The sequence below is a fragment of the Thermosediminibacter litoriperuensis genome, assembly GCF_008124715.1.
Lineage (GTDB): Bacteria > Bacillota > Thermosediminibacteria > Thermosediminibacterales > Thermosediminibacteraceae > Thermosediminibacter > Thermosediminibacter litoriperuensis.
The window spans coordinates 1-21,080 of the sequence record NZ_VNHO01000007.1 but is presented as its reverse complement, the minus strand read 5'-3'; the positions used below and the strand labels follow the sequence as shown (position 1 = coordinate 21,080).

The window sequence follows — 21,080 nt, the reverse complement described above, 5'->3', positions numbered from 1 at the left end:
GTTCTCCCGGAAAGATATGGTATGAATCTTGCATTGTATTCTAATTGATATAATTCTACATTCAAAAAAAGACAGGGAGGGTCAAAAATGATCATTGGCGTGCCAAAGGAGATAAAGCCTCAGGAAAACCGGGTTGCCATGACGCCTGCGGGCGTCGACGCCCTCGTAGCGGCCGGCCACCGGGTGTTAATCGAGAAAGGTGCCGGAGAGGGCAGCGGAATCCACGACGAGGATTACAAGCTCGCCGGGGCCGAAATAATGCCTTCGGCGGAAAGCGTCTGGGAAAACAGCGAAATGATAGTGAAAGTAAAGGAGCCCCTGCCCAGTGAATACAAGTACTTTAGAGAGGGACAGGTGATCTTTACATACCTCCACCTGGCTCCCGAACCCGAACTTACAAAAGCCCTCATAAACAGCAAGGTCGTCGCAATAGCCTATGAAACCGTACAGAAGGAAGACGGCAGCCTGCCCCTGCTCACACCGATGAGTGAAGTTGCGGGAAGGCTCGCAATTCAGGAAGGCGCCGCTTTCCTTGAGAAATTTCGAGGCGGAAAAGGCGTTCTCCTCTCCGGCGTACCCGGCGTTCCTCCAGCCTCAATCGTTATCGTGGGTGCCGGAACCGTCGGCATGAACGCCCTTAAAAGAGCCGTTGGCATGGGGGCAAGGGTTACCATCCTTGACGTAAACGTAAACAGGCTGCGCTACCTGGACGACATTTACCAAGGCCGGATCGAGACCCTCTACTCCAACCGCTTCAACATGATGAAGGCCGTTAGCAAGGCGGACCTTGTCATAGGCGCAGTATTAATCCCCGGTGCCAAGACGCCCCGTCTGGTCACCGAGGATATGGTCAAAGCCATGGAACCCGGCAGTGTCATAGTTGACGTAGCCATAGACCAGGGCGGTTGCGTTGAAACCATCGATCACCCCACAACCCACGCCGATCCCGTATTCGTGAAGCACGGTGTAATCCACTATGCCGTTTCAAACATGCCCGGTGCGGTACCGCGCACTTCCACCTTCGCCCTCACCAACGCAACGCTACCCTATACCATTGAGCTCGCCAACAAGGGCTGGAAAAAGGCGGTTATGGAAAACAAGGCCCTAGCCCTTGGCGTAAACGTGGTAAACGGGAAGATCACTTACAAGGCTGTGGCCGAAGCCCACAACCTGCCCTATCATCCGCTGGAAGAAGTTCTCCCTGAAATGTAACCAAAAGCCCTTCCGGTCATTCCGGAAGGGCTTTTGACGTCAAATATCTATTGCCCGTATGGTATGTTAAAGCAGAATACGGCCCCCCTGTCTCCCAAATTTTTTGCCCAAACCTTCCCGCCGTGGGCCTCAATGATGCTCTTTACTATGGCAAGACCGATACCGGTACCGCCGTTATCCCTGGTTCTGGCCTTGTCCACTTTATAGAAGCGCTCCCATATAAACGGCAGTTCGTCTTCGGGTATGCCAGGCCCCCGGTCTTTTACGCATACCGTCACGCTTCCGGTACCTGCCGAAGCTTCGATTATTATCTCTCCGCCGTCTTCCGTGTACCTCAAAGCATTGTCTATGAGATTTATTAAAACCTGCTCTATCCTATCCTCGTCGGCGTAGACTAAAGGCAGTTCTTTTAATTCGGCAACAAGGGAGACTCGCTTTTTTTCGGCAACGGGGTTAACTTTTTTTATCACTCTCTCAATCAGTTGGTTTAGAGAAATGCTGTCCTTTTTAAGGGTCAAATGCCCGGTTTCCATAAGGGAAAGGTCCAGGAGTTCATTCACCAGGCGGCGAAGTCTCAATGTTTCTTCCAATATAATGTTCAGGTATTTTTTCTCTTCTTCCGGCTGTTCCACCATACCGTCGATAAGGGCTTCGGTGTACCCCTGAAGATAAGTCAGCGGGGTCCTCAGTTCGTGGGACACATTGGCCACGAATTCCCTTCTTAGGGACTCCAACTTTTTTTCCCGCGTCACATCCTGCAGCACCGCAACAACACCCCATACTTCTGATCCATCGTTTAGAAGCGGTGCAAACCTTACGTTCAAAATTCTTCCCTCAACCCTTACTTCCTCCTGCAAAGATTTTTTATTCTGTTTCACCCTAAGGACCAGTTCCCCGAGCACCCGCGCCGCCGTCAGCTCCAAATTAACGCTGCCTTGAGGCCCATTCCCCAGCAATTCCTCCGCCTGCGGATTGGCCATGAGCACCCGACCCGAAGAATCAAAGGTTATGACTCCGTCGGTCATGCTCAGGAGAACGTTCCTCAGCTGATTTTTCTCCTGCGAAAGCGCGGTTATATTTTTCTTTAAAGCATCAGAAAGAAAGTTCAGGGTCCTGGCGAGAGTCCCGATTTCGTCATCGGTTTCAGGTTCCACTTTGTCTCCGAATTCCCCTCTCGCCATACCTTCCGCAACTTTTTTCATTTTTACCAGAGGTCTGGTGATATTTTCCGAGAGCCCGAAACTCAAAGCGGTGGATATCATCACAGCTCCCGCGGCCACAAAAAGTATTCCCCGCCTTATCTGCCATATGGACTCCTGGATGGATGCCATCGGGGAGAAGAGAATAAGTCCTCCGACAACGCTTCCATCGCGGGTAATCGGAAGGGCAACCATGAGCATTGAAGTGCCTAACTGGGGCAAATAGCCTTTATGAACCACAACCTCGCCTTTCAGCACGTTCGACAACCTTCCGCCGTCCATCGGCACCCTGTAGCCGTAATCGAACATTTTGGAGCACGCCATAACGAGTCCTCTACGGTCTACCACAACCGCGTGGGCGTTTATGAACTTGCTTATATCTATGAGCTCCGCCGGCTCAATGCCGCGAATAATAAGGGCCACAAGCTGCTGGCCCTCGTTTATCATCTCATTCTGTTTTAGTTCGATGTAAAAATCTTCAAAAAAGCTGGATAGGATGAGCCCGGAGGAAACAAGGGTTATAATGGACAAAAGCGTCATATAAAACCACAGTTTCCCCGTTATACTATTTCGATAATTCACTTTACCACCTCGAATTTATACCCTACTCCCCAGACCGTAGTGATATACGAGGCAGCCCTGCTCCTCCCCAGTTTTTCCCTGATCTGCTTAATGTGCGTGTCCACAGTCCTCAAGCTTCCAAAAAAGTCGTATCCCCATACCTCTTCCAGCAGCTTTTCCCTTGTGAATACCTTCTCCTTGTTTTTCGCGAGAAAGTATAAAAGATCAAATTCTTTCGGGGTGAGAGCCACCTCTTTGCCGTCCACTCTCACCGTCCGGGACTCAGGTCCTATAACAAGCCCCGGAAATTCCAGCGTCTGCTCCGGGTCTTTGGGGCCGAAGCGCCTCATCAGAGCCCTTACCCTGGCCACTAGCTCCCTCGGGCTGAAGGGTTTCACGACGTAATCGTCGGCACCCAGCTCAAATCCCAGGACTTTATCAAATTCTTCTCCTCTGGCCGTCAGCATTATAATAGGTATATCGGATTTTTTCCTGATTTCCTTGCATACAGTCCACCCGTCAATGACGGGCAGCATAAGATCCAGAATAATCAGGTTGTATTCTCCCTTTGTTATCATGTCAAGGGCCTGCCGGCCATCATGGGCTTCGTCTACTTTAAACCCTTCTTTTTCCAGATAGAGCCTTACCAGCTCCACAATTTTCTTTTCGTCGTCAACTATGAGAATCTTTATTTTCGACAATGCGCGTCCTCCTTATCTGCAAAAAGGGCCAAGCAAACTTGACCCTCAATCCATACCATTATTATAAATTTTTACGATTTTTGCGTCAACAGCTCTTTTTACTGCTTTTTCCGCATTTCTCCCGTATTTCTGTCCACGTAATAATCCCCTTTTATAAGGAGCTGGGACACGGGAACTATTTCATACCCTCTGCCTTTCAATTCCTTCAATATCGGTTCCAGCGCTTCGGCGGTATTCTTTCCATTGTTATGGAATAAGATAATAGACCCCGGTTTTACCTGGTTGACCACCCTGCTGTAAATGGCCCCTGCACTCAGATCTTTCCAGTCGAGGGAATCGACATCCCACTGAATAACATAATACCCCAGTTCGTTAGCGGTTGTAATCAGGGTGTTGCTGTAATCTCCGAAGGGCGGTCGAAACACCCTGCATTCCTGGCCGGTAAGCTCTTTTATCTTTTCATGAGTAGTTTTAATCTCCTCGATTATCTCCTGTCTGGAGAGGCTCCCCATTCGCGGGTGGGTGGCCGAATGATTACCTATTTCATGGCCTTCCTGGGCTATCAGTTTCGTCATATCAGGGTATTTGTCCATCCACATCTTGACGAGAAAAAAAGTCGTCTTTATATCGTATTTTTTTAAAATTTCCAGTAATTTCGGAGTCTTGTCTGATCCCCACGCAGCGTCAAAGGATATGGCAATCCGCTTCTCATCGGTTTGAACCCTGTAGATGGGCACCAATCTATCCCGCCCGGCAAAAACATTGATCGCCCTCTTAAATACCGCCGCCTGAGACGCCAGAATAACCGCAACGACGGTAAGCAAACATACAAGCCTTGTAAAATATTTTTTATCTAAGCTCTTCACATGGCACCACCACCTAAATTCAATCTCATCTTATCTTTATTCCCGCATCCCGTTGCTTATGATATTTTCGCCGAATATGCAAGGTCTTTTAGGAATAAAATTTATTAAAAAAATATTTGGCGGGAGAGATGCAAATGATATCAAAGAGGCAGAGAAAAGGGGTTGTAATAGGAATTATCTGGAGCCTCTTAGCCTGGATTCCTTATTATACCGACTATTTGGGGTCTGTCCGGGGAATTATAGGTATTCCGGCTGCTCTGGGACTAAATCTGGAACTGGCTTTGAACGGGGGTGATTCCTTCGTTTACAGCATTCTTCTGGGGGCGGGCATGGGATTTGTAATAGGCAGCATTGTGGATTTTGCCAGGAACGGAATAAAAATTGTAGGCCTTTTCCCTCAGAAAAAGAAAAAGCTTTACGGGAGGGGGTTGTAATATTGCCCCACTTAAAAACCTTTTTTACAACTTTTTTATTGGTATTTCTGGCCGAGCTGGGGGATAAGACCCAGCTCACGACTCTTCTGATGGCAGCTCACAATGAATCCTTAACCAGCGTCTTTATGGGTGCATCGCTTGCTCTCATGGCGAGCAGTTTCATAGGCGTATGCCTGGGTGGATATATCTCCAGGTTCCTTCCCGAAAGCCTCATTCACTCCGCCGCAGGAATCAGCTTTATAATTATCGGAATATTGCTTTTAGCCCACAAGTTTTAAAAATGGCCTAGGTTGTGTTATAATATTCCTTGAGAATTACATTAAAATGGGAGAGGATGTTTTTGACTTTAGAAAGTTCATTAACTTTAATCGGGGGCCTAGGTCTTTTCATCTACGGCATGAAACTCATGGGAGAAGGGCTGGAGAGAGCCGCCGGGGATAGGCTTAGGGTTATCCTGGAACTATTTACCAGAAACAGGATAATAGGAGTCCTCACGGGGACGCTGGTTACAACTATCGTCCAGAGCAGCAGCGCCACTACAGTTATGGTGGTCGGCCTCGTCAACGCGGGACTCATGGACCTTATGCAGGCTACTGGTGTCATAATGGGCGCCAACATAGGTACCACCGTCACCGCCCAGCTCATAGCTTTCAAGCTTACTAAAGCCGCCCTCCCGGCAATAGGCGTAGGTACGGCATTACACCTTTTCTCCAAGAGCAAAAAACAGAAATTCCTCGGCCAGGTGGTTCTAGGATTCGGCCTTTTGTTTTTCGGTATGCAGACTATGGAGGTTGCGTTGAAACCTCTTGCTAAGATGCCCGAATTCATCAATTTTATGGCAAACTTCGGTAAAACCCCTGTACTTGGCGTTATAGCGGGATTTTTAACAACGGGCATAGTCCAGAGCAGCAGCGCCACGATAGGCATCCTCCAGGCCCTGGCCAGCCAGGGCATAGTCGATATCTCAATTGCCCTGCCTATACTTTTTGGGGACAACATCGGCACATGTGTAACCGCCCTGCTGTCCAGCATAGGCACCAACATCACCGCCCGTAGAGCAGCTCTTCTGCATTTGACCTTTAATGTAATAGGCACGATAATATTCTTGTTAATGCTGCCGCTTTTCCAGGTGTTTATAGCCAACACATCATCCGATCCCGTAAGGCAGATCGCCAATGCCCATACTTTTTTCAATGTAATAAATACGATAATTCAATTACCTTTTGCATTACTGCTGGTTAAGTTGGTGACCTTCCTTATACCCGGTAAACCCGACGTAGTCGAGCGGGGCACAAAGTATATAGATGATAGACTCCTGGAGACACCGGCGATAGCCCTGTCCCAGGCTAAAAAGGAAATCGGGCGCATGGGCGAGCTGGCCTTGGAAAACCTGAAGGATTCCATCAAACTGTTTATGAACTATAATGAAAAAGAAGCACAAACCTTACGAGAAAGAGAAGTGGTTATAAACGAGCTCGCGCGAGAAACCACCAGATACTTATCACTGCTGTCCCAGAAGCCTCTAGCGTCCGACGAATCCCGCGCGGTAGCTGATATGATCAACGCCATCAACGACATGGAAAGAGTGGGAGACCACGACATTAACCTGCTGGAGCTAGCAGAATACAAAGAAGACCACCGCCTCCCCTTCAGCAACGAAGCACTAAGAGAGCTGTCGGAAATGGCGTCGCAGGTGAGAGAAAGTTTTTCAAGTGCAGTGAAGGCCTTTGTGGAATCCGATATGAGTCTGGCAGCCAAGGTAATTCAGAACGAGGACAGGATAGACCAAATGGACCGCAAACTCAGAAACAACCATATAAAGAGACTCAACGAGGGAAAATGCAATCCTAGTTCCGGAGTAATATACCTCGATATAATAAGCAACCTGGAACGCATTGGGGATCATGCTTTCAACCTAGCGTCTTATATACTAAAAGTGGACAAGAACTATAAAAGACCTACCGTATGGTAAAGGGTAGCGGTTTAGATCGCTACCTTTAGGTTATAATAAGAAGAGCAAGGTTACGCGCCTTGCTCTTCTTTTACATTTTCTTTTTCCTCTGCCCTTTCCCCTTCTATTATCTCTTTACCGCAATAGGGGCATATCCATACTTTTAAATCTGCGGCGGAGTAAGATCTCTTAGAACAGTAAGGACATATAGAGTACGGCAATATAAACCCCCCAAACTTTCCAGATAACACTTGTAACTTAAAAACGCTTCGCTTCGCTTTAATAATTTAATTTCACCATTTTTCCTTTAAATCCTTCTGGATAGGGTGGATTTTTATGGGTATTTTTTTGAAGATTTTTTTATACAGCTCCTTTTCAGGCTTGGCGGTAATTATAGGCGGCTACCTAGGCACGAAAAAAATCCCGGATAAAATTTTTGCTTTCGTACTGACCTTCGGTTCTGGAGTGCTTATTTCGGTCCTGTCCTATTCTCTGATGCACGAAGCATACCGGCACTCGGGCCCAGTCTTCACATCAGTTGCTTTCCTGGCGGGAGGCCTTGTATTTTACGCTATAGAAGAACTGCTTATCAGGAAAGTTGCTCCCGGTATCGGGATGATACTGGGTACCGCCCTGGATGATTTGCCCGAGGCCCTGAGTATGGGCATCGGCTTTGCCAGCAATACCGGAAGGCTCGGAATAGTGCTCGCGCTTTCTATCTTCCTGCACAACATCCCTGAGGGGATTTCTTCCACCACCGAATTGATAAAAGAAGGCAAGTTTTCACCCAGGTCTGCGATGACTCTGGCATTCCTCATCGCCCTCCTGGACCCCTTCGCTGCTTTAACCGGGTACTACCTGCTGCGCAATATAGGCGAAGCCTGGCTCGGAATGATAATGGCCTTTTCCGGCGGCTCAATACTTTTCTTGACCGGCACCGACATGATACCGAAAGCTCACAAAATAGGCGATAAGATCGAAAACATCGGTCTCCTTGCCGGATTCCTGGCCGCATTTCTGCTTAGCAGGCTCATGTGAGGAAACCTTACAGGTTGAATTTAGCAAAATGCGTTCCGTCGCCGTCATACAGGAAAATTACACCTGTTTCCCTTTTGCGAAAACCAGATGTTACGTCGTGGCTGAAATACCCGTAAGAAATCTTCTTCCATAGTTCCCCGCCCGCTAATACTTTGGCCCTGGATAAATTTTGCCTCAGCCATTCTTGGCTGCCCATCAGGGACCTGACCCTGTCTTTGAGCCGCCTGTCCTCTTCCCGATTTATGCAATCGGGAGGAGATCCCTTGCAGCCAGAGTACATAAAATCGAACTTGATGAGATCTTTAACAAGTTCCGGATCAAGATTCAAAGTAGCGGCATAACGGTAGAGGTGATCGTACAGAGATTTCAGTGAAAGTTCCTTCCTCGAAAGTTCGTTTTGCCTCCAATAGCTGTACAAAGAAAGGTATAACTCTAAGGGCCTTTCGAAGGTACCTCTCAGGTAAGCTAAGCAGTGCTTAAACCGGCCTGTGTTGTAATATTTATCCACCAGTTTTGCTATACCCTTCAACACAACGAACTCTTCGTAACTCATCCAGTCGCTGTATAGTATTTCGTATGGAGCCCTGGAGCGGTATACGATACCGTATTGCCCCGACTTATCCCTTAAACGGGTGCCTTTTAAAAGTTTTAAGAATCCCAACTGGATTTCATCCGGTTCAAGCTGGTAAACATCGTCGAAGGACCGGCTAAAACTTTCGAAGTCATCATAGGGAAGACCGGCGATTAGGTCAACGTGGAGTTTCACTCCGGCTGCCTTTAAAAGTTCGATGCCCCTCAGCGCCCTTTTAACATCTGGATTTCTGGATATCTCTTTAAGGCTTTCGGGGTTGGTGGTCTGGATACCCACTTCAAACCTGAGCTTGTTTTCAATACCTTCGAGGCCTTTTAAAAATCTGTCGTTTACAAGCTCCGGATTTATTTCACAGTGGAAAACGGTATTCCCCCCCAAACGCCTGATTATATCCAGAATTGCTACGGCTCTTTCGGTATCGCAGTTGAAGGAACGGTCTACCAGTTTGACTGTGTCAACTCGCTTCCTCACGAAAAAAGAAAGGTCCCTCTCCACCTTTTCAAGGCTCGCCGTCCTTACAGTCGTGTCCAGAGATGAGAGACAGAAGGCACACCTAAAGGGACAACCCCTTGACGTCTCGTAATACACCAACCTGTGGCTCAGGTCCTCCCGTTCATCATAAGAGAATGGTATCTCATTCAAGTCCACATAGGCCGCCGGCGGATTTACGCAAGGCCTGCCGTCCTGGCGGTACGCAATCCCTGGGATTTCCGACAAACGGCCGTAGCCCCGAAAGGCATCAAGAAACGCCTTAAAGGCGTACTCCCCTTCCCCGATAATTATGTAATCCACATAGTTGCATCTTTTCAGAATTTCGCCGGCATCGTGCGAAACCTCCGGACCTCCGAGTACCACAGTGATCTCCGGACTTACCTTCTTTAGATTTTCGGCCAGGAAATGTACATGGTCGATATTCCATATATAACACGAAAAAGCCACCATCTGAGGAGCGCGCAGGATTATTTCCTCCAGCACATCATCCATGCTATCATTTATGGTGGCCTCGAAAATTCTTATGTCGTCCGACCGGCAGTACGCCGCCAGATTCCTGACAGCTAGATTTGTGTGAATATACTTGGAATTTAGTCCTACCAGCAATACCTTCATTTTTGCCCTCCCAGAATCAATATACCAGCTGAAGTATGTACGCCACCACCGGAAGGGTAACCATCGAAAAAATGGTAGTGATCACTACTATCTTAGCGGCAAAATCGGGATGCTTTCCGTATCGAGCGGCAAGAATGGCCGTGAACATCATGGACGGCATTGCCGCCTCGACCGTGATTACTTTCTTAATCGCAACTGGGATGTCGACGAAATGCGCCACACCGCCTATTATTAGAGGAGAAATAATAAGCCGGATGAGAGAGGCGGCTATGTACTCGGGTTTTAATACTTCCTGCGAAATGCCTGCACGGCCCACCGACATGCCTATGAAAAGCATCGACAGAGGCACAGTGATGTCACCCAAGGTTTTTATAACACCGCCGGAAAACCCCGATAACTTCACACCCAACACAATCAGCAAAATGGAAAAAGCCAGAGCCGTGAGAGGTGGATTTAAAAGATTTTTAAGGTTTTCTTTAAGCGAAACGGTACCGGTGGAAAGATCATTTTCTCTGGATGCAAGCCAGACCCCAAAAGACCACAGGATTACTGCTGAACCGAACTCGTAAAAAAATACGTACCCGGCCGCAGTCTCACCGTAAAGGGAATCTATAACGGGATAGCCCAGGTAGACGGTATTGCAAAAGGCGATTGTCAGATAAAATACATCCAGCTTCGCCGGATTATCGATCCTCAGGAATTTTCCGGCTACCCGTGCCCCGGCAATCGAAACTACTACCATCAGTATGGAAAAGAAGGGAACTACAAAAGTCTGAAGCAGTACATCCCGGGTAAAATACTGGGTCATATTGAAAACGATCAGTGCGGGGGATGTAATATAAAGCAGGAGTTTGGCTATAGCTTCGGTATCCCTCTCTTCGAATATCTTCTTGCGTGACAGGAAATATCCAATGGACGCAAAAATAAATATTTTTGCGAACGCCTGATAGAGCTTGCTGTTACCCATATCATCCTCCCTTTAGAAAACGATCCAGGGCGGCCTCCATTACTTCAAGGGGCGCCTCCAGGCCCGTCCAAAGCTTAAACGCTTCGACTCCCTGATAAAGCAGCATGAATTTTCCGGGTACAGTGAGGTACCCCCTCGATTCGGCTTCCTTTAAAAGGCGCGTCGACCCGGGGCCGTATACAGCATCAAAGAAAACGGTATTCTTATCCAGGTCATCCCAGGGTATTTCCAGCTCCAGGCCAAGGTCATCCTTTTGTCCCGCACCCGCCGTATTTGCTATTATATCGACCCGGGCTGCAACCTGGCGCCAGTACTGTTTTCCCCATTCTATGATGGAAATGTTCGAGCCCATGCCGGCATTTTTAAAGTGCAGCACGAGCTCTTGGGCTCTGGCCTTCGTCCTATTGGAGACTATAATTGATGAAGCTCCGGATAAAAGGCACTGCCCTACCACCGCCCTGGCGGCACCTCCGGCTCCCAGCACCAGAACCCTCTTGCCGCTCAAATCCACTCCGGCTATTCTGTAAAGCGCATCTTTAAATCCGGAAGCGTCGGTATTAAAGCCAATCAGCCGGCCACCTTCGTTCACGATGGTATTTACCGCCCCGATTGCAGCAGCTTCTTGCGATATTTCATCCAGGTAATCCATGACTTTTACCTTATGAGGAATGGTAACGTTCACTCCGGCCACATTCAACGCCTTTATCCCCTCGATAGCCTCTTTTAACTTTTCCGGATTTACTGGAAAGGCTACGTAAACGCAGTTCAGCTTCAGTTCCTTTAAAGCAGCATTGTGGATTACCGGTGAGAGCGAATGCTCGACAGGGTACCCTATGATGCCCAGTACCTTCGTATCACCTCTGATTTCCATGAAACTCCCCTTTCGTAAATGAAAAGCTCACCCGCCGCCTTCAATCGGATCTAGGAGTGATCTCTATGATTTCGATGTTCTCCAGGCTACACCGGATGAACTCGTTTATGTCAAACTTCTCTTCCGCCCTGTGGACATCGCTAAGTTTCGGCCTGGTCTTCGGATGTTCCGGCACAAATATCGAGCAACAATCGGCATAAGGTTCTATTGAAATATCGTAGGTGCCTATCTTCTTTGCCAGCTCGATGATCTCCACCTTGTCAAATCCTATAAGCGGCCTGAATACCGGGAGCTCCGCGACTTCGTTGGTGGCCATCAGCGCTTCCATGGTCTGACTGGCCACCTGCCCTATGCTTTCCCCTGTTACCAGGGCTTTAGCGCCGATCTTTTGTGCTATTTGCTGGGAAATTCTGACCATCATGCGCCTCATGAGGACGGTCAGGAGTTCATTGGGGCCCTTTTCTCCCAGTTCTTTAAGTACACCGGTAAAGTTCACCACGTGAAGGCGCATTTTGCCGGAATACCCGGAAAGCACCCGGCAGAGTTCCACCACTTTTTCTTTGGCCCTGTCGCTGGTAAACGGGAAGCTGTGAAAATAAACCGGCTCTATTTCGACCCCCCGCTTCATTACCATATAGCCCGCTACCGGGCTGTCGATCCCGCCGGAGAGCAAAAGTACAGCCTTTCCGTTGCAACCAAGCGGCAGGCCGCCGGGTCCCGGAATTCTCCTGCAGTATACAAATCCTTTTTCCCTTACCTCCACATTTACTTCTATGTCAGGATTATGAACATCTACGCTCAACCCTTGCAGGTTCTTGAGTATATGCGCTCCTACAAGGCGGCTTATATCTGGGGACTTTATCGGAAAAGACTTGTTGGCCCTCCGGCTTTCTACCTTGAAGGTCTTACCCCTGTAATCGACTTCACGTATCGCCGAAAGGGCCGCTTCTTTTATAGAATCGATGTCGAGGTCACAGCTTTTTGCAGGACTTATGGCAACGATGCCAAAAACCTTTTTCAGCCTTTCTACTACTGCATCCTGAGACCCTACGGCTTTAACGTATATTCTCCCGTGGGTTTTCCTGACGTCCACACCTTCAAAACCGGCCAGGGCCTGTTTTATCCTTTTTATTAAGATACGCTCGAAAAAAGGGCGGTTTTCCCCCTTTAATCCGATTTCGCCGAAGCTCAAAAGGTAAATATTTTCCATCGTCTACCTCCGAATAAATTTTCTTAATTCGGTCACTTCTTTCGTTAGTACCTCAACAGTATAGTCTATATCTTCCTGAGAAAGGAGGGGCGAAAAGCTGAAGCGAAGGGCACTGTCTATCTCTTCAGCCGTCTTTCCCATAGCGGCCAGTACGTGACTCCTGCCCTTTTTATGAGAAGAGCATGCAGAACCCGTAGACACATATATGCCGTGGGACTCCAGGGCATGGAGCAGTACTTCCGCTCTGGTGCCCAGAAAAGATATATTGAGGATGTGAGGTGCACCGTTGTCAGGACCGTTCACAACTGTGTCCGGTATTTCAGCCAGGATTCTGTCTTTTAGTCTTTCCTTTAGTTCCCGCATCCTCGCCTGCCAGGCGGCCATATTTTTAAAGGCGAGTTCCGAAGCTGCGCTAAAGCCCGCTATGCCGGGTACGTTTTCCGTACCTGAACGCAATCCTGCCTCCTGGCCGCCGCCGTTAAAAAGCGGCATGATTTTGATTCTGTCCCTGACGTACAGCGCTCCGACCCCCTTAGGGCCATATATCTTGTGGGCGCTCAGGGACATAAGATGTATGCCCTTGAGGTGGGGAATAAGCGGAATTTTGCCGAAAGCCTGTACGGCGTCCACATGGAAAAGCGTATTTTTATTTTTTGCGATAATCTCCGCCGCAGCTTCAATAGGCTGAATGGAACCCACCTCATTGTTGACGTACATGATGCTTACGAGAATAGTATCGGGCTTAAGCGCCCGCTCCAGCTCCTCCAGGTTTATATGCCCGGAATAGTCCACACCCAGGTAAGTAACGGAAAAACCCTCTTCTTCCAGACGCTTGAAAACGTCGAGTACGGAAGGGTGCTCTATGGCCGTAGTTATCAGATGCTTTCCGTAGCGCTTCCTGGCGTACGCAGTGCCCTTTACCGCCAGATTATTGGATTCGGTACCGCCGGATGTAAAATAAATCTCCCGCGCCTTTACCCCCAGAAAGGAGGCCAGGGCTTCGCGGCTTTTACTAACGATTCTCTCGGCTTCGATCCCTTTTCTGTGAAGAGACGATGGGTTCCCGAAATCTATAGTCAATGCCTGCACCATTGCATCAACTGCTTCTTTCGCAACCTTTGTAGTAGCGCTGTTATCTAGATATACCTCCTTTATTTCTCCCATATAAAAACCACCTCGGTTAAATTTTTTTCCACGAATCCTGTGACGCCAGGAGGCTCTCTATTTTTTCCACCAGTTCTCCATATCGATTCATCATCGTCCTGCCCGTCTCGGTCAGCACGGCTCCTCCGCCGTTTTCTCCGCCCTTATGTCTTTCCAGCAGCTTAACTCCCAGCCTTTTTTCTATCTCCTTGATCTTCCCCCATGCCTGTCGATAGGACATCTTCTGAGCCGCTGCAGCCTGATTGATGGAACCTTGTTTTTCAACAAGCTGTAAAAGCCTGTAGATCCCGTCGCCGAAAACCTGTTTGCCCTCGTGTTCTATCCATAATTTATATTTAATTTCCATCTATTCTCACCCTAAGTCAATTTTAATACATTGAACTTCAATTAACAACACTCATCTTAATAACACTTACCCGGACTTTTTTGAAGACATCACATTTAATATTCCTCTTTTTTTCAAAGTTATTTGTGTAACCAGGAATACAAAAAAAGCTGAAGGAAAAAATAAAGTTGGAGGTGATTTCCTTGCAGTTAACGCAAAAAGAAAAACTATACCTGGAGGATACTCTAAGCCATGAGAGGGTCAGCGTCACCAAGTGTAATTATTATGCCAGTCAGGTTCAGGATCCTCAAATAGCAAATATGCTGAGGAACCTGGCCAACAGAGAACAACAGCATATAGATACAATAACAAACCTGCTGCAGCAGGCCGGAGTACAGCCCCCATCCCATTAAAAGTGAGAGGAGGTATTGGTGATATGCAGCAGACCGTTAACGCGACTATCGCCGACAAGGATATAATGAACGACATACTCATGACGACAAAATACCTTTCCGGAGTATACGAAACCGCGATAATGGAGTGCACCAATGAGGCGGTAAGAAACGCCCTTCGCCAGATCCAGGACGAGGAGCAGCAGAATGCCAAAATGATTTTCGATTTCATGGTTCAGAAAGGCTGGTACAAACCCCAATAGCGCATAAAAGGCAGTCAAAAGACTGCCTTTTATCTTTTCAACGCCCATAGGGCATGTTCCCTTATAACAGGCGAAGGATCTTCCAGGAGTTTTTCAAAGCATTTCTTATGCCCGGAACCGGCATTGGATAGAGCCACTACGGCATTCCTTCTCAATACATTCTTCCCCCGCCAACCAATGGGGGTAGGCTTGAACATCTTCTCGAATTCACGGCTGCCGATATTTATCAACCTGATAAGGCGCCTTTCCAGGGGAACATCGGGGACAAACTCTTCATGGAAGGGAATGCGCACACTTTTGTTTTTCGGGCACGCCTCCTGGCAGGTATCGCAGCCGAATACCCTGACGCCAAGCAGGGGCCTAAATTCTTCAGGGATGGAACCCCTCATCTGCGTCACGTATGAAAGACAGCGGAACGGGTTAAGGCGGTACGGGGCTTCCAGTGCTCCCGTCGGGCAGGCTTTTACACACTTTCCACAGTTATTGCACCGGTTTACGGAGGGTTCATCCGGCTCTACCTCCAGGTCGGTGATGATCTCTCCCAGGAAGACCCATGAACCGAATTCCTCGGTAAAAAGGCAGGTATTTTGGCCGATCCAGCCCAATCCGGCCCTTCCGGCGGCAGCCCTGTCCATAAGGCTTCCCGTATCAACGAATATCCTGAAATTGCCCCCCCAATTCGAAAAAATATAATCCGCCACCAACCTCAATTTTTCTCCCATCACCCGGTGATAATCCTTTATCGAAGCATATCTCGATATTATACCCGACGGTTCTTCCGCATTCACTTTCACCGTACAGGCGGACTGTTCTATCAGGTAACCCATGGCAAAACATATGATGGTCCTTGCACCGGGTAAAAGTTTATTCGGGTGACACCTGAGCTCGACGTCGTTTTCTTCAAAGGGTGAAAAAAGCCCCAGCTCTTTTCTTTCCAGCAGGATTTCCCTCTCAGCCAGAAAGGGCTCGGCGGTTGTAAACCCCACTTTATCAACGCCTACGCTCTTCGCATAATTGATAATTTTTTCTTTAACGCTCATAAAAATCACCAAAAAAATAAAGCGAATCCCTCGCGCGGAATCCGCATTCTTTCTGGTGCAGGGAGCGGGATTTGAACCCGCACGGAGCAAATCTCCACTACCCCCTCAAAGTAGCGTGTCTGCCAGTTCCACCATCCCTGCAGTTTTTCAAATTCATCGACTGACAATATATATTATACATTCTACCCGTCCGGCTGTCAATCATCGCAGTGATTTTTTTACATGCGGTGGGATTCCAATTTTACTTTGTCTTTATGTTTGCTGTACAGTATCCTGGCGGCGTCGTTCGCCACGGCCTCCTTAACACCGCTCCTTGCCGCAAACGCATCGACAGCCTTCGCCCCCTCTTCGCGGGGGATTAATGCCCCAGGCCCGCCCACGCAACCTCCCACACAGGCCATACCTTCGACGAAGTTGGCGCCAATGGTGCCGCTTTCTATATCATCGAGGATCTGCTTGCACTCTTTGATGCCGTCGCCCTGTCGGGCTTTTACGTCAATATCCGGTCTGATTCTTTTTATGCTCGATACGATGGCGGTGGTGACACCGCCCGTATGAGCGTAAATCCTGCCGTCGTGAGACGCATCCGCCACAGGCATCTTGACCTCTAGCTCATCTAGGTTGATTCTATAACCTTCAAACATGGCAGCCAGTTCCTCAAAGGTAAGAACGCAGTCAACCGCATCCCTGAGTTCGGGCAGTTTGGCCTCGGTCTTTTTGGCTATACAGGGACCGATAAAAACCACCTTTGCATCTTCGTCTTCGGCTTTGATGAACCTGGCTATAGCCACCATAGGCGAAACCGAATCGGACACCATGCCTTCAATTTTCCCCCTGTAGCCCTTGGCCAGCCGAACAAATGGAGGACAGCAGCATGAAGTTATCATAAATTGATCGCCTCTGTCCATACGCCTAATAAATTCCTCCGCCTCTTTCACGGTGATCATATCGGCGCCCAGAGCAACCTCGATCACGTCGTAAAAACCCAGCATCAGCAGGGCGGTCTTAACCTGCTCCTCACTGACCCTTGGGCCGAACTGGCCCGCAAAGGCCGGTGCCACAACCGCATACACCCTCCGGTTCTTTTTTATCATATTTATCGTCTGGGCAATTTCGGTTTTATCGGTAATGGCGCCTTCAGGGCAGGCCACGATACAGAGCCCGCACGATATGCACTCGTCGAGGTCTATAGACGGCCTTCCCTCTTCGTTCACCTTTATAGCCTTCGGCTCACAGGAAATCCTGCATCCGCAGTTTTCCCCGTGACCGGCGCAGGCCTTTTCTACTATTGATATGAAGGGAAAATCCACGACTTCGGGTATATCTCCCTTATCGAAAGTGCCGAGTGCCGCGCGCACGCGCGCTTCCGCTTCTTTTCGACTTATCTCATTGCCTATAGATTCAATGACCGCAGTATATACATCCTGAAGGTTGTCAAGAGTTCTGGCGTGTTCGGCGACCAGCCGGTAGATCTTCCGCCGCAGTTTGATAATATCTTCCCTCAAGGTGTTACCTCCTCGATGCAAACTGCTATTTTAATAACTTCAGCCGACGGACGTCCGTCGGCTGAAGTTAATCACGGCACTTCTATAAGGGTGAGATAATGCCAGCCGTACTCTGGAATCACGAATTTTAATACTCTTTCACCGGAGTCCAGTGCTTCGAGTATTTTTTTATCAATATACACCTTTATGTCGTCGTCAACGGTATATAGCACGAAATCTTCTTCATTCTCGGGCTTGCCCATCAAACCTGATGGGGCGTAAAAGGCGTTTCATCACCCGTGAATATTGAGGCGTTTTTCGATGAACATTACTCCTCCGTGCTTTTTCACATAATCCTTTGCCCAACCGGATATATCGGCCTTCACTGCCGTTACCCCCTATAGGATCATTATAAGAGGAGACAGTCTGTTTCAGCATCCACCGCTCATCATGTGAATTACGTTTATTACGTCTCCATCTTTTACCCTGTATGTGGGATAGCTGTCCTTTGGCACAACCTGGCCGTTTACTATTACCGTAATCATAGTATGAGAATATTTTCTTATTTTCAGGATATCCTGGATGGTCATGCCGTCCACATAATCCATATCTTCCTTGTTGACCTTGATCACCGGTTTCTGCCCCCCTGGGATCAATACTATTCTCTACTCCCGATATCTGCTAATTAATTCTACCACATCGGGAAAATCGATACCAAGTTTTTTTACGGTCTCCAGGGTTGGAACACCGTTTTTATCCCAACCGCGGCGCTTGTAAACGGCATCGACGAGCTTTTCAAACTGGCTCTCCCTGTATTGTCTTAACATGGTCATTTTTTCTTCCGTGGTCTTACCCTCGATATCGTATCCAAGTTCCTTTAACTGCTTGTCGTATCTCTCAGCCCTGGATTCGTATTCTTCCTTTGTTGCCGGGCCCATAAGCCGGAACGGAGGCCTATCATATTCTCTGGTGCCGCGTCCCATCTTGAGGTTGAAGATCCTCTGGAAATTAAATACCCTTTCCGACTGGAGTAAAAGCTCTTCCCTCGTTATGTTTTTACCTGTTACACCGGTAAAGATATCTACGTAATTCTGGACGTGGGCCGGAATCTTGTGCGGCTCGTTAGTTATGGCGTTATCTGCAGGTATTATATCGTTCCACGGCAGTTTACACAGACCCTGCAGGCTGAACCAGGTGCGGAAAACCGGGAAGTAGTGAAGAGCTTCCGCTTTATCCTCAAAGGTTGGTATCTGTTTGTTCACCATGTCCATGAATATCAGCCAGGCTTCGTCGTGCTGGGGCCCTTTATTGGCGAAGGCATAACCTCCCTGCTGGGCGAGGGATTCCTTGCTCACGTACATGGATACTTCGAGGCCTTTTACTTCCATACTGATATCCCTCAGGAACGCAGGATCGGCGCCGGTTTTCTCAATGATGTATTCCCTGAGGCGCTTTACGCCCTGACCGGCTATTTCTCCGAAACCCTCCCCTCGGCCCATCTGGTGCAGAAGCTCCAGCGCTGCTTCGGCATTGCCAAATTTGAGTTCGAGCCCGCCGGTAATCTCTTTATTTATTATTCCCCTCTCGTAACATTCCATAGCAAACCCAACGATGTTTCCAAAGGATATAGTGTCAAGACCGTAGGTATCGCAGTAGAAGTTGGCTTCAATAACGTATTCGGGATCGAAAATGCCGCAGTTGGAAGCAACAGCGGCTATAGTCTCGTATTCAGCCGCGTCCACGCATACCTTCTGTCCTTTGTACGGCCCAGTTTTCACCTCGTAATTGTCGACCGCTTTTGCGCACGAAAGCGAACAGCCGTGCCAGCAGTTATCGGGCACATTCTGCGTAAAATACTTCTCCCGAAATACTTCGGAAGTGATTTTTACCGCATCCGGGTGCGAACCATACTGGAAGTTCATTACGGGCAGCAGGTCATAATCGTTCATAATTCCTACCAGGTGAGCGGTTCCGACTTCCCTCATCCTATTCTGCAGTTTATCCAGCTCGAATATCTCCCTGTGCAGCCTGATCGCTGCATTGATTATTTTTTCCTTATCGGCGGGGTTATTGGAGTCGCCGGTTACCCCCTTGTATTTGACTATGATCGCTTTTATTTTCTTATCCCTGAAAACGGTGCCGGAACCGCCTCTTCCAGCCTGTTTCACCCTTACAGCTTTTCTCTTGACATCGTAGAAGGATACGTTGAGTATCCCTATCAGGGTGTTTTCCGCACCCCTACCGGAGGAGACAACGGAGATGTTCCTCTTGTCCTCTTCGGAATCGGCGTACTTTTCAGTAAGCTCTTCCGCTATCAGATGGGTGTCGTCATGCCCTTCGTCAGCCTCTTCTATCGTGACCAGCCCTTTATTGCCGTCGATGAAAATTATCACGTCTTTATCCGCCTTACCCTGTATTTCCAGTGCATCCCACCCGGAAAATTTCAACAAAGGCGCAAAGTAGCCGCCTACATTGTTGTCGATCGGGCATCCCGTTAAAGGAGAAAGGGTCACCACCGCTGCTTTACCGGACCCTGGATACTGGGTAATACCGCATATGGGACCGCCGGCGATTATTATCTCGTTTTCAGGGTCATTCCACTTGGTGTCTCCCGAAACCGCATTCCAGAGATACCACAGGCCGAAACCCCTTCCTCCGGTAAAAATTTGCTTCATCTGTTCCGTAACCGGTTTTGCCTTAATTGTCCTATCGGACAGATTGATATACAGGGTCTGGTTGGCGTAACCTTTTTCGATTTTTGCGGGCTGGTATTCATATTTTGCCAGGATTTTTCCGGTTGTCATCACCTTACCCCCTTTTAATTTATTTCCTCCATGTAGATAGCGCCCGTCGGGCAAGCTTTTACGCAGGAACCGCAAGCAATGCATTTGATGGTTTCGTTTATGTCCCTGTGAACGAAAATTGCATTATGCGGACAGAATCCCACGCACATATAGCACCCCACGCATTTCCCATGGTCAATTCTCACCGCGCCGTTTTTTGCCCTGTAAACGGCCTCAACGCTGCAGATTGGGATGCATTCCCCGCAGTGATTGCATACGGCGATCTCGTACTTGACTCCGGTGCCGGGTTTTTCCTTTACCCTAATCGCTGACTTTGCCGGATCCTCTACTTTGTAGAGCGCTTTGGAACACGCGATCATACAGGCCCCGCACCCGGTACACAGCTCCGGTTTAGCCTTGACCATTTTCATACGAACTTCCTCCTTCCCGGTCTTTTTGGCCCACTTAGTGGTCCAGTGGGATATTTCAAAAAACATTTTGTATTTATATAATACTATATTTATCTGACTTTTCCTTCGTTGTCCATATTTTTTTTAACTCATATATCAAAAAACAAAGGAGCCTTCCGGCTCCTTCCAGCTTGTAGACAAAGCCGCTTTTAGGTTATGCATCCTAAAAGCGGCTTTTTGTTGAAGGCGAAGAAAATTTTTAAGAAAAACGAATGTAAAGCGGGGACTGTTGGCGGAAACGTTCCCCGTCTTTTCTTCCATAAAGCCAGCTTTTTTAAATTCATGCATGCGAAAAGAAGCGTGAGGTAATGTCCGACTTTCCTCAAGCCTCGTAGATTTGTATAGCGCATGCCATGCTTTTCCTTCGCATCGGCAAATACCCGCTCGATGGTCTGGCCGCGCATTTTGTATAGTTCTTTACCCCATTGGGTGTGTCTTATATCTTCCGCT

General features: G+C 48.3%; 24 protein-coding genes and 1 tRNA gene. 7 read left to right on the top strand and 18 right to left on the bottom strand.

What is annotated here, in order from left to right; all coding sequences use genetic code 11:
• Nucleotides 1–87 precede the first annotated feature (87 nt).
• The gene (gene ald, locus LZ11_RS03965) at nt 88–1,212 is read left to right on the top strand and encodes an alanine dehydrogenase (protein ID WP_148866617.1); all 1,125 of its coding nucleotides are present in this window, start codon (nt 88–90) and stop codon (nt 1,210–1,212) included.
• 47 nt (nt 1,213–1,259) lie between these two features.
• Here the strand turns inward: ald and LZ11_RS03960 are convergent, their stop codons facing one another.
• The 3 genes from LZ11_RS03960 to LZ11_RS03950 all read right to left on the bottom strand — a co-directional run bounded on the left by LZ11_RS03960 (nt 1,260) and on the right by LZ11_RS03950 (nt 4,539).
• Nucleotides 1,260–2,993, bottom strand: coding sequence for an ATP-binding protein (locus LZ11_RS03960; RefSeq protein ID WP_148866616.1), 1,734 nt, complete (start codon nt 2,991–2,993; stop codon nt 1,260–1,262).
• Complete coding sequence (locus LZ11_RS03955; protein ID WP_148866615.1) at nt 2,990–3,673, bottom strand: response regulator transcription factor; 684 nt, start codon at nt 3,671–3,673, stop codon at nt 2,990–2,992. The genes LZ11_RS03960 and LZ11_RS03955 overlap by 4 nt, the downstream gene beginning before the upstream one ends.
• Nucleotides 3,674–3,771: 98 nt before the next feature.
• Nucleotides 3,772–4,539, bottom strand: coding sequence for a polysaccharide deacetylase family protein (locus tag LZ11_RS03950; RefSeq protein WP_148866614.1), 768 nt, complete (start codon nt 4,537–4,539; stop codon nt 3,772–3,774).
• Between the two features lie 134 nt (nt 4,540–4,673).
• On the opposite strand from LZ11_RS03950, the gene LZ11_RS03945 reads away from it, so the two are divergent.
• From LZ11_RS03945 to LZ11_RS03935, 3 genes are all read left to right on the top strand, one after another.
• The gene (locus LZ11_RS03945; RefSeq protein ID WP_148866613.1) at nt 4,674–4,973 is read left to right on the top strand and encodes a hypothetical protein; all 300 of its coding nucleotides are present in this window, start codon (nt 4,674–4,676) and stop codon (nt 4,971–4,973) included.
• Nucleotides 4,974–4,975: 2 nt separating this feature from the next.
• Complete coding sequence (locus LZ11_RS03940) at nt 4,976–5,251, top strand: TMEM165/GDT1 family protein (protein ID WP_148866612.1); 276 nt, start codon at nt 4,976–4,978, stop codon at nt 5,249–5,251.
• 62 nt (nt 5,252–5,313) lie between these two features.
• Nucleotides 5,314–6,945 carry a Na/Pi cotransporter family protein gene (locus LZ11_RS03935; protein WP_148866611.1) on the top strand — a complete coding sequence of 544 codons (1,632 nt, stop codon included), beginning with the start codon at nt 5,314–5,316 and terminating at the stop codon, nt 6,943–6,945.
• Between the two features lie 50 nt (nt 6,946–6,995).
• Here LZ11_RS03935 and LZ11_RS12340 read toward each other — a convergent pair whose 3' ends face one another.
• Nucleotides 6,996–7,145: a hypothetical protein gene (locus tag LZ11_RS12340; protein WP_170240283.1), complete on the bottom strand. Its 150-nt coding sequence runs from the start codon at nt 7,143–7,145 to the stop codon at nt 6,996–6,998.
• A 115-nt stretch (nt 7,146–7,260) separates the two neighbouring features.
• Between LZ11_RS12340 and LZ11_RS03930 the strand changes: the two genes are divergently transcribed.
• Nucleotides 7,261–7,962, top strand: a complete 702-nt coding sequence (locus tag LZ11_RS03930) for a ZIP family metal transporter (RefSeq protein WP_148866610.1) — start codon at nt 7,261–7,263, stop codon at nt 7,960–7,962.
• A 7-nt stretch (nt 7,963–7,969) separates the two neighbouring features.
• Here the strand turns inward: LZ11_RS03930 and LZ11_RS03925 are convergent, their stop codons facing one another.
• Genes LZ11_RS03925 through LZ11_RS03900 form a run of 6 tightly spaced genes read right to left on the bottom strand, consistent with a single transcriptional unit; the run spans nt 7,970 to nt 14,219 of the window.
• Nucleotides 7,970–9,661 (bottom strand): B12-binding domain-containing radical SAM protein, encoded by a 1,692-nt coding sequence (locus LZ11_RS03925; RefSeq protein WP_148866609.1) that lies wholly within the window; start codon nt 9,659–9,661, stop codon nt 7,970–7,972.
• 16 nt (nt 9,662–9,677) lie between these two features.
• A complete protein-coding gene (locus tag LZ11_RS03920; protein ID WP_148866608.1) occupies nt 9,678–10,628 on the bottom strand; it encodes an AEC family transporter in 951 nt (316 codons plus the stop codon).
• A 1-nt stretch (nt 10,629) separates the two neighbouring features.
• Nucleotides 10,630–11,499 carry a shikimate dehydrogenase gene (locus tag LZ11_RS03915; RefSeq protein ID WP_148866607.1) on the bottom strand — a complete coding sequence of 290 codons (870 nt, stop codon included), beginning with the start codon at nt 11,497–11,499 and terminating at the stop codon, nt 10,630–10,632.
• A gap of 40 nt (nt 11,500–11,539) precedes the next feature.
• On the bottom strand, nt 11,540–12,709 hold the full coding sequence (gene thiI / locus LZ11_RS03910; protein WP_148866606.1) for a tRNA uracil 4-sulfurtransferase ThiI: 1,170 nt from the start codon (nt 12,707–12,709) through the stop codon (nt 11,540–11,542).
• Between the two features lie 3 nt (nt 12,710–12,712).
• Nucleotides 12,713–13,873 carry a cysteine desulfurase family protein gene (locus tag LZ11_RS03905; RefSeq protein WP_148866605.1) on the bottom strand — a complete coding sequence of 387 codons (1,161 nt, stop codon included), beginning with the start codon at nt 13,871–13,873 and terminating at the stop codon, nt 12,713–12,715.
• Between the two features lie 16 nt (nt 13,874–13,889).
• Nucleotides 13,890–14,219, bottom strand: a complete 330-nt coding sequence (locus tag LZ11_RS03900; protein ID WP_148866604.1) for a winged helix-turn-helix domain-containing protein — start codon at nt 14,217–14,219, stop codon at nt 13,890–13,892.
• A gap of 182 nt (nt 14,220–14,401) precedes the next feature.
• Between LZ11_RS03900 and LZ11_RS03895 the strand changes: the two genes are divergently transcribed.
• Entirely contained in the window at nt 14,402–14,611 is a 210-nt protein-coding gene (locus tag LZ11_RS03895) for a ferritin-like domain-containing protein (protein ID WP_148866603.1), read from the top strand.
• 23 nt (nt 14,612–14,634) lie between these two features.
• Nucleotides 14,635–14,853: a spore coat protein gene (locus LZ11_RS03890; protein WP_148866602.1), complete on the top strand. Its 219-nt coding sequence runs from the start codon at nt 14,635–14,637 to the stop codon at nt 14,851–14,853.
• Between the two features lie 29 nt (nt 14,854–14,882).
• Here LZ11_RS03890 and queG read toward each other — a convergent pair whose 3' ends face one another.
• From queG to LZ11_RS03855, 8 genes are all read right to left on the bottom strand, one after another.
• A complete protein-coding gene (gene queG / locus LZ11_RS03885; RefSeq protein WP_148866601.1) occupies nt 14,883–15,893 on the bottom strand; it encodes a tRNA epoxyqueuosine(34) reductase QueG in 1,011 nt (336 codons plus the stop codon).
• Between the two features lie 53 nt (nt 15,894–15,946).
• A tRNA-Leu gene (locus LZ11_RS03880) sits at nt 15,947–16,034 on the bottom strand.
• A 77-nt stretch (nt 16,035–16,111) separates the two neighbouring features.
• Nucleotides 16,112–17,398: a [Fe-Fe] hydrogenase large subunit C-terminal domain-containing protein gene (locus tag LZ11_RS03875; RefSeq protein ID WP_170240282.1), complete on the bottom strand. Its 1,287-nt coding sequence runs from the start codon at nt 17,396–17,398 to the stop codon at nt 16,112–16,114.
• A 71-nt stretch (nt 17,399–17,469) separates the two neighbouring features.
• On the bottom strand, nt 17,470–17,640 hold the full coding sequence (locus tag LZ11_RS12335) for a hypothetical protein (protein ID WP_170240281.1): 171 nt from the start codon (nt 17,638–17,640) through the stop codon (nt 17,470–17,472).
• Between the two features lie 168 nt (nt 17,641–17,808).
• On the bottom strand, nt 17,809–18,009 hold the full coding sequence (gene thiS / locus LZ11_RS03870) for a sulfur carrier protein ThiS (protein ID WP_148866599.1): 201 nt from the start codon (nt 18,007–18,009) through the stop codon (nt 17,809–17,811).
• A gap of 33 nt (nt 18,010–18,042) precedes the next feature.
• Nucleotides 18,043–20,181: an aldehyde ferredoxin oxidoreductase family protein gene (locus LZ11_RS03865; protein WP_148866598.1), complete on the bottom strand. Its 2,139-nt coding sequence runs from the start codon at nt 20,179–20,181 to the stop codon at nt 18,043–18,045.
• Nucleotides 20,182–20,195: 14 nt separating this feature from the next.
• A complete protein-coding gene (locus LZ11_RS03860; protein WP_148866597.1) occupies nt 20,196–20,591 on the bottom strand; it encodes a 4Fe-4S binding protein in 396 nt (131 codons plus the stop codon).
• Between the two features lie 188 nt (nt 20,592–20,779).
• On the bottom strand, nt 20,780–21,080 hold a 301-nt coding region (locus LZ11_RS03855), incomplete at its 5' end, for a transposase (protein ID WP_222927179.1).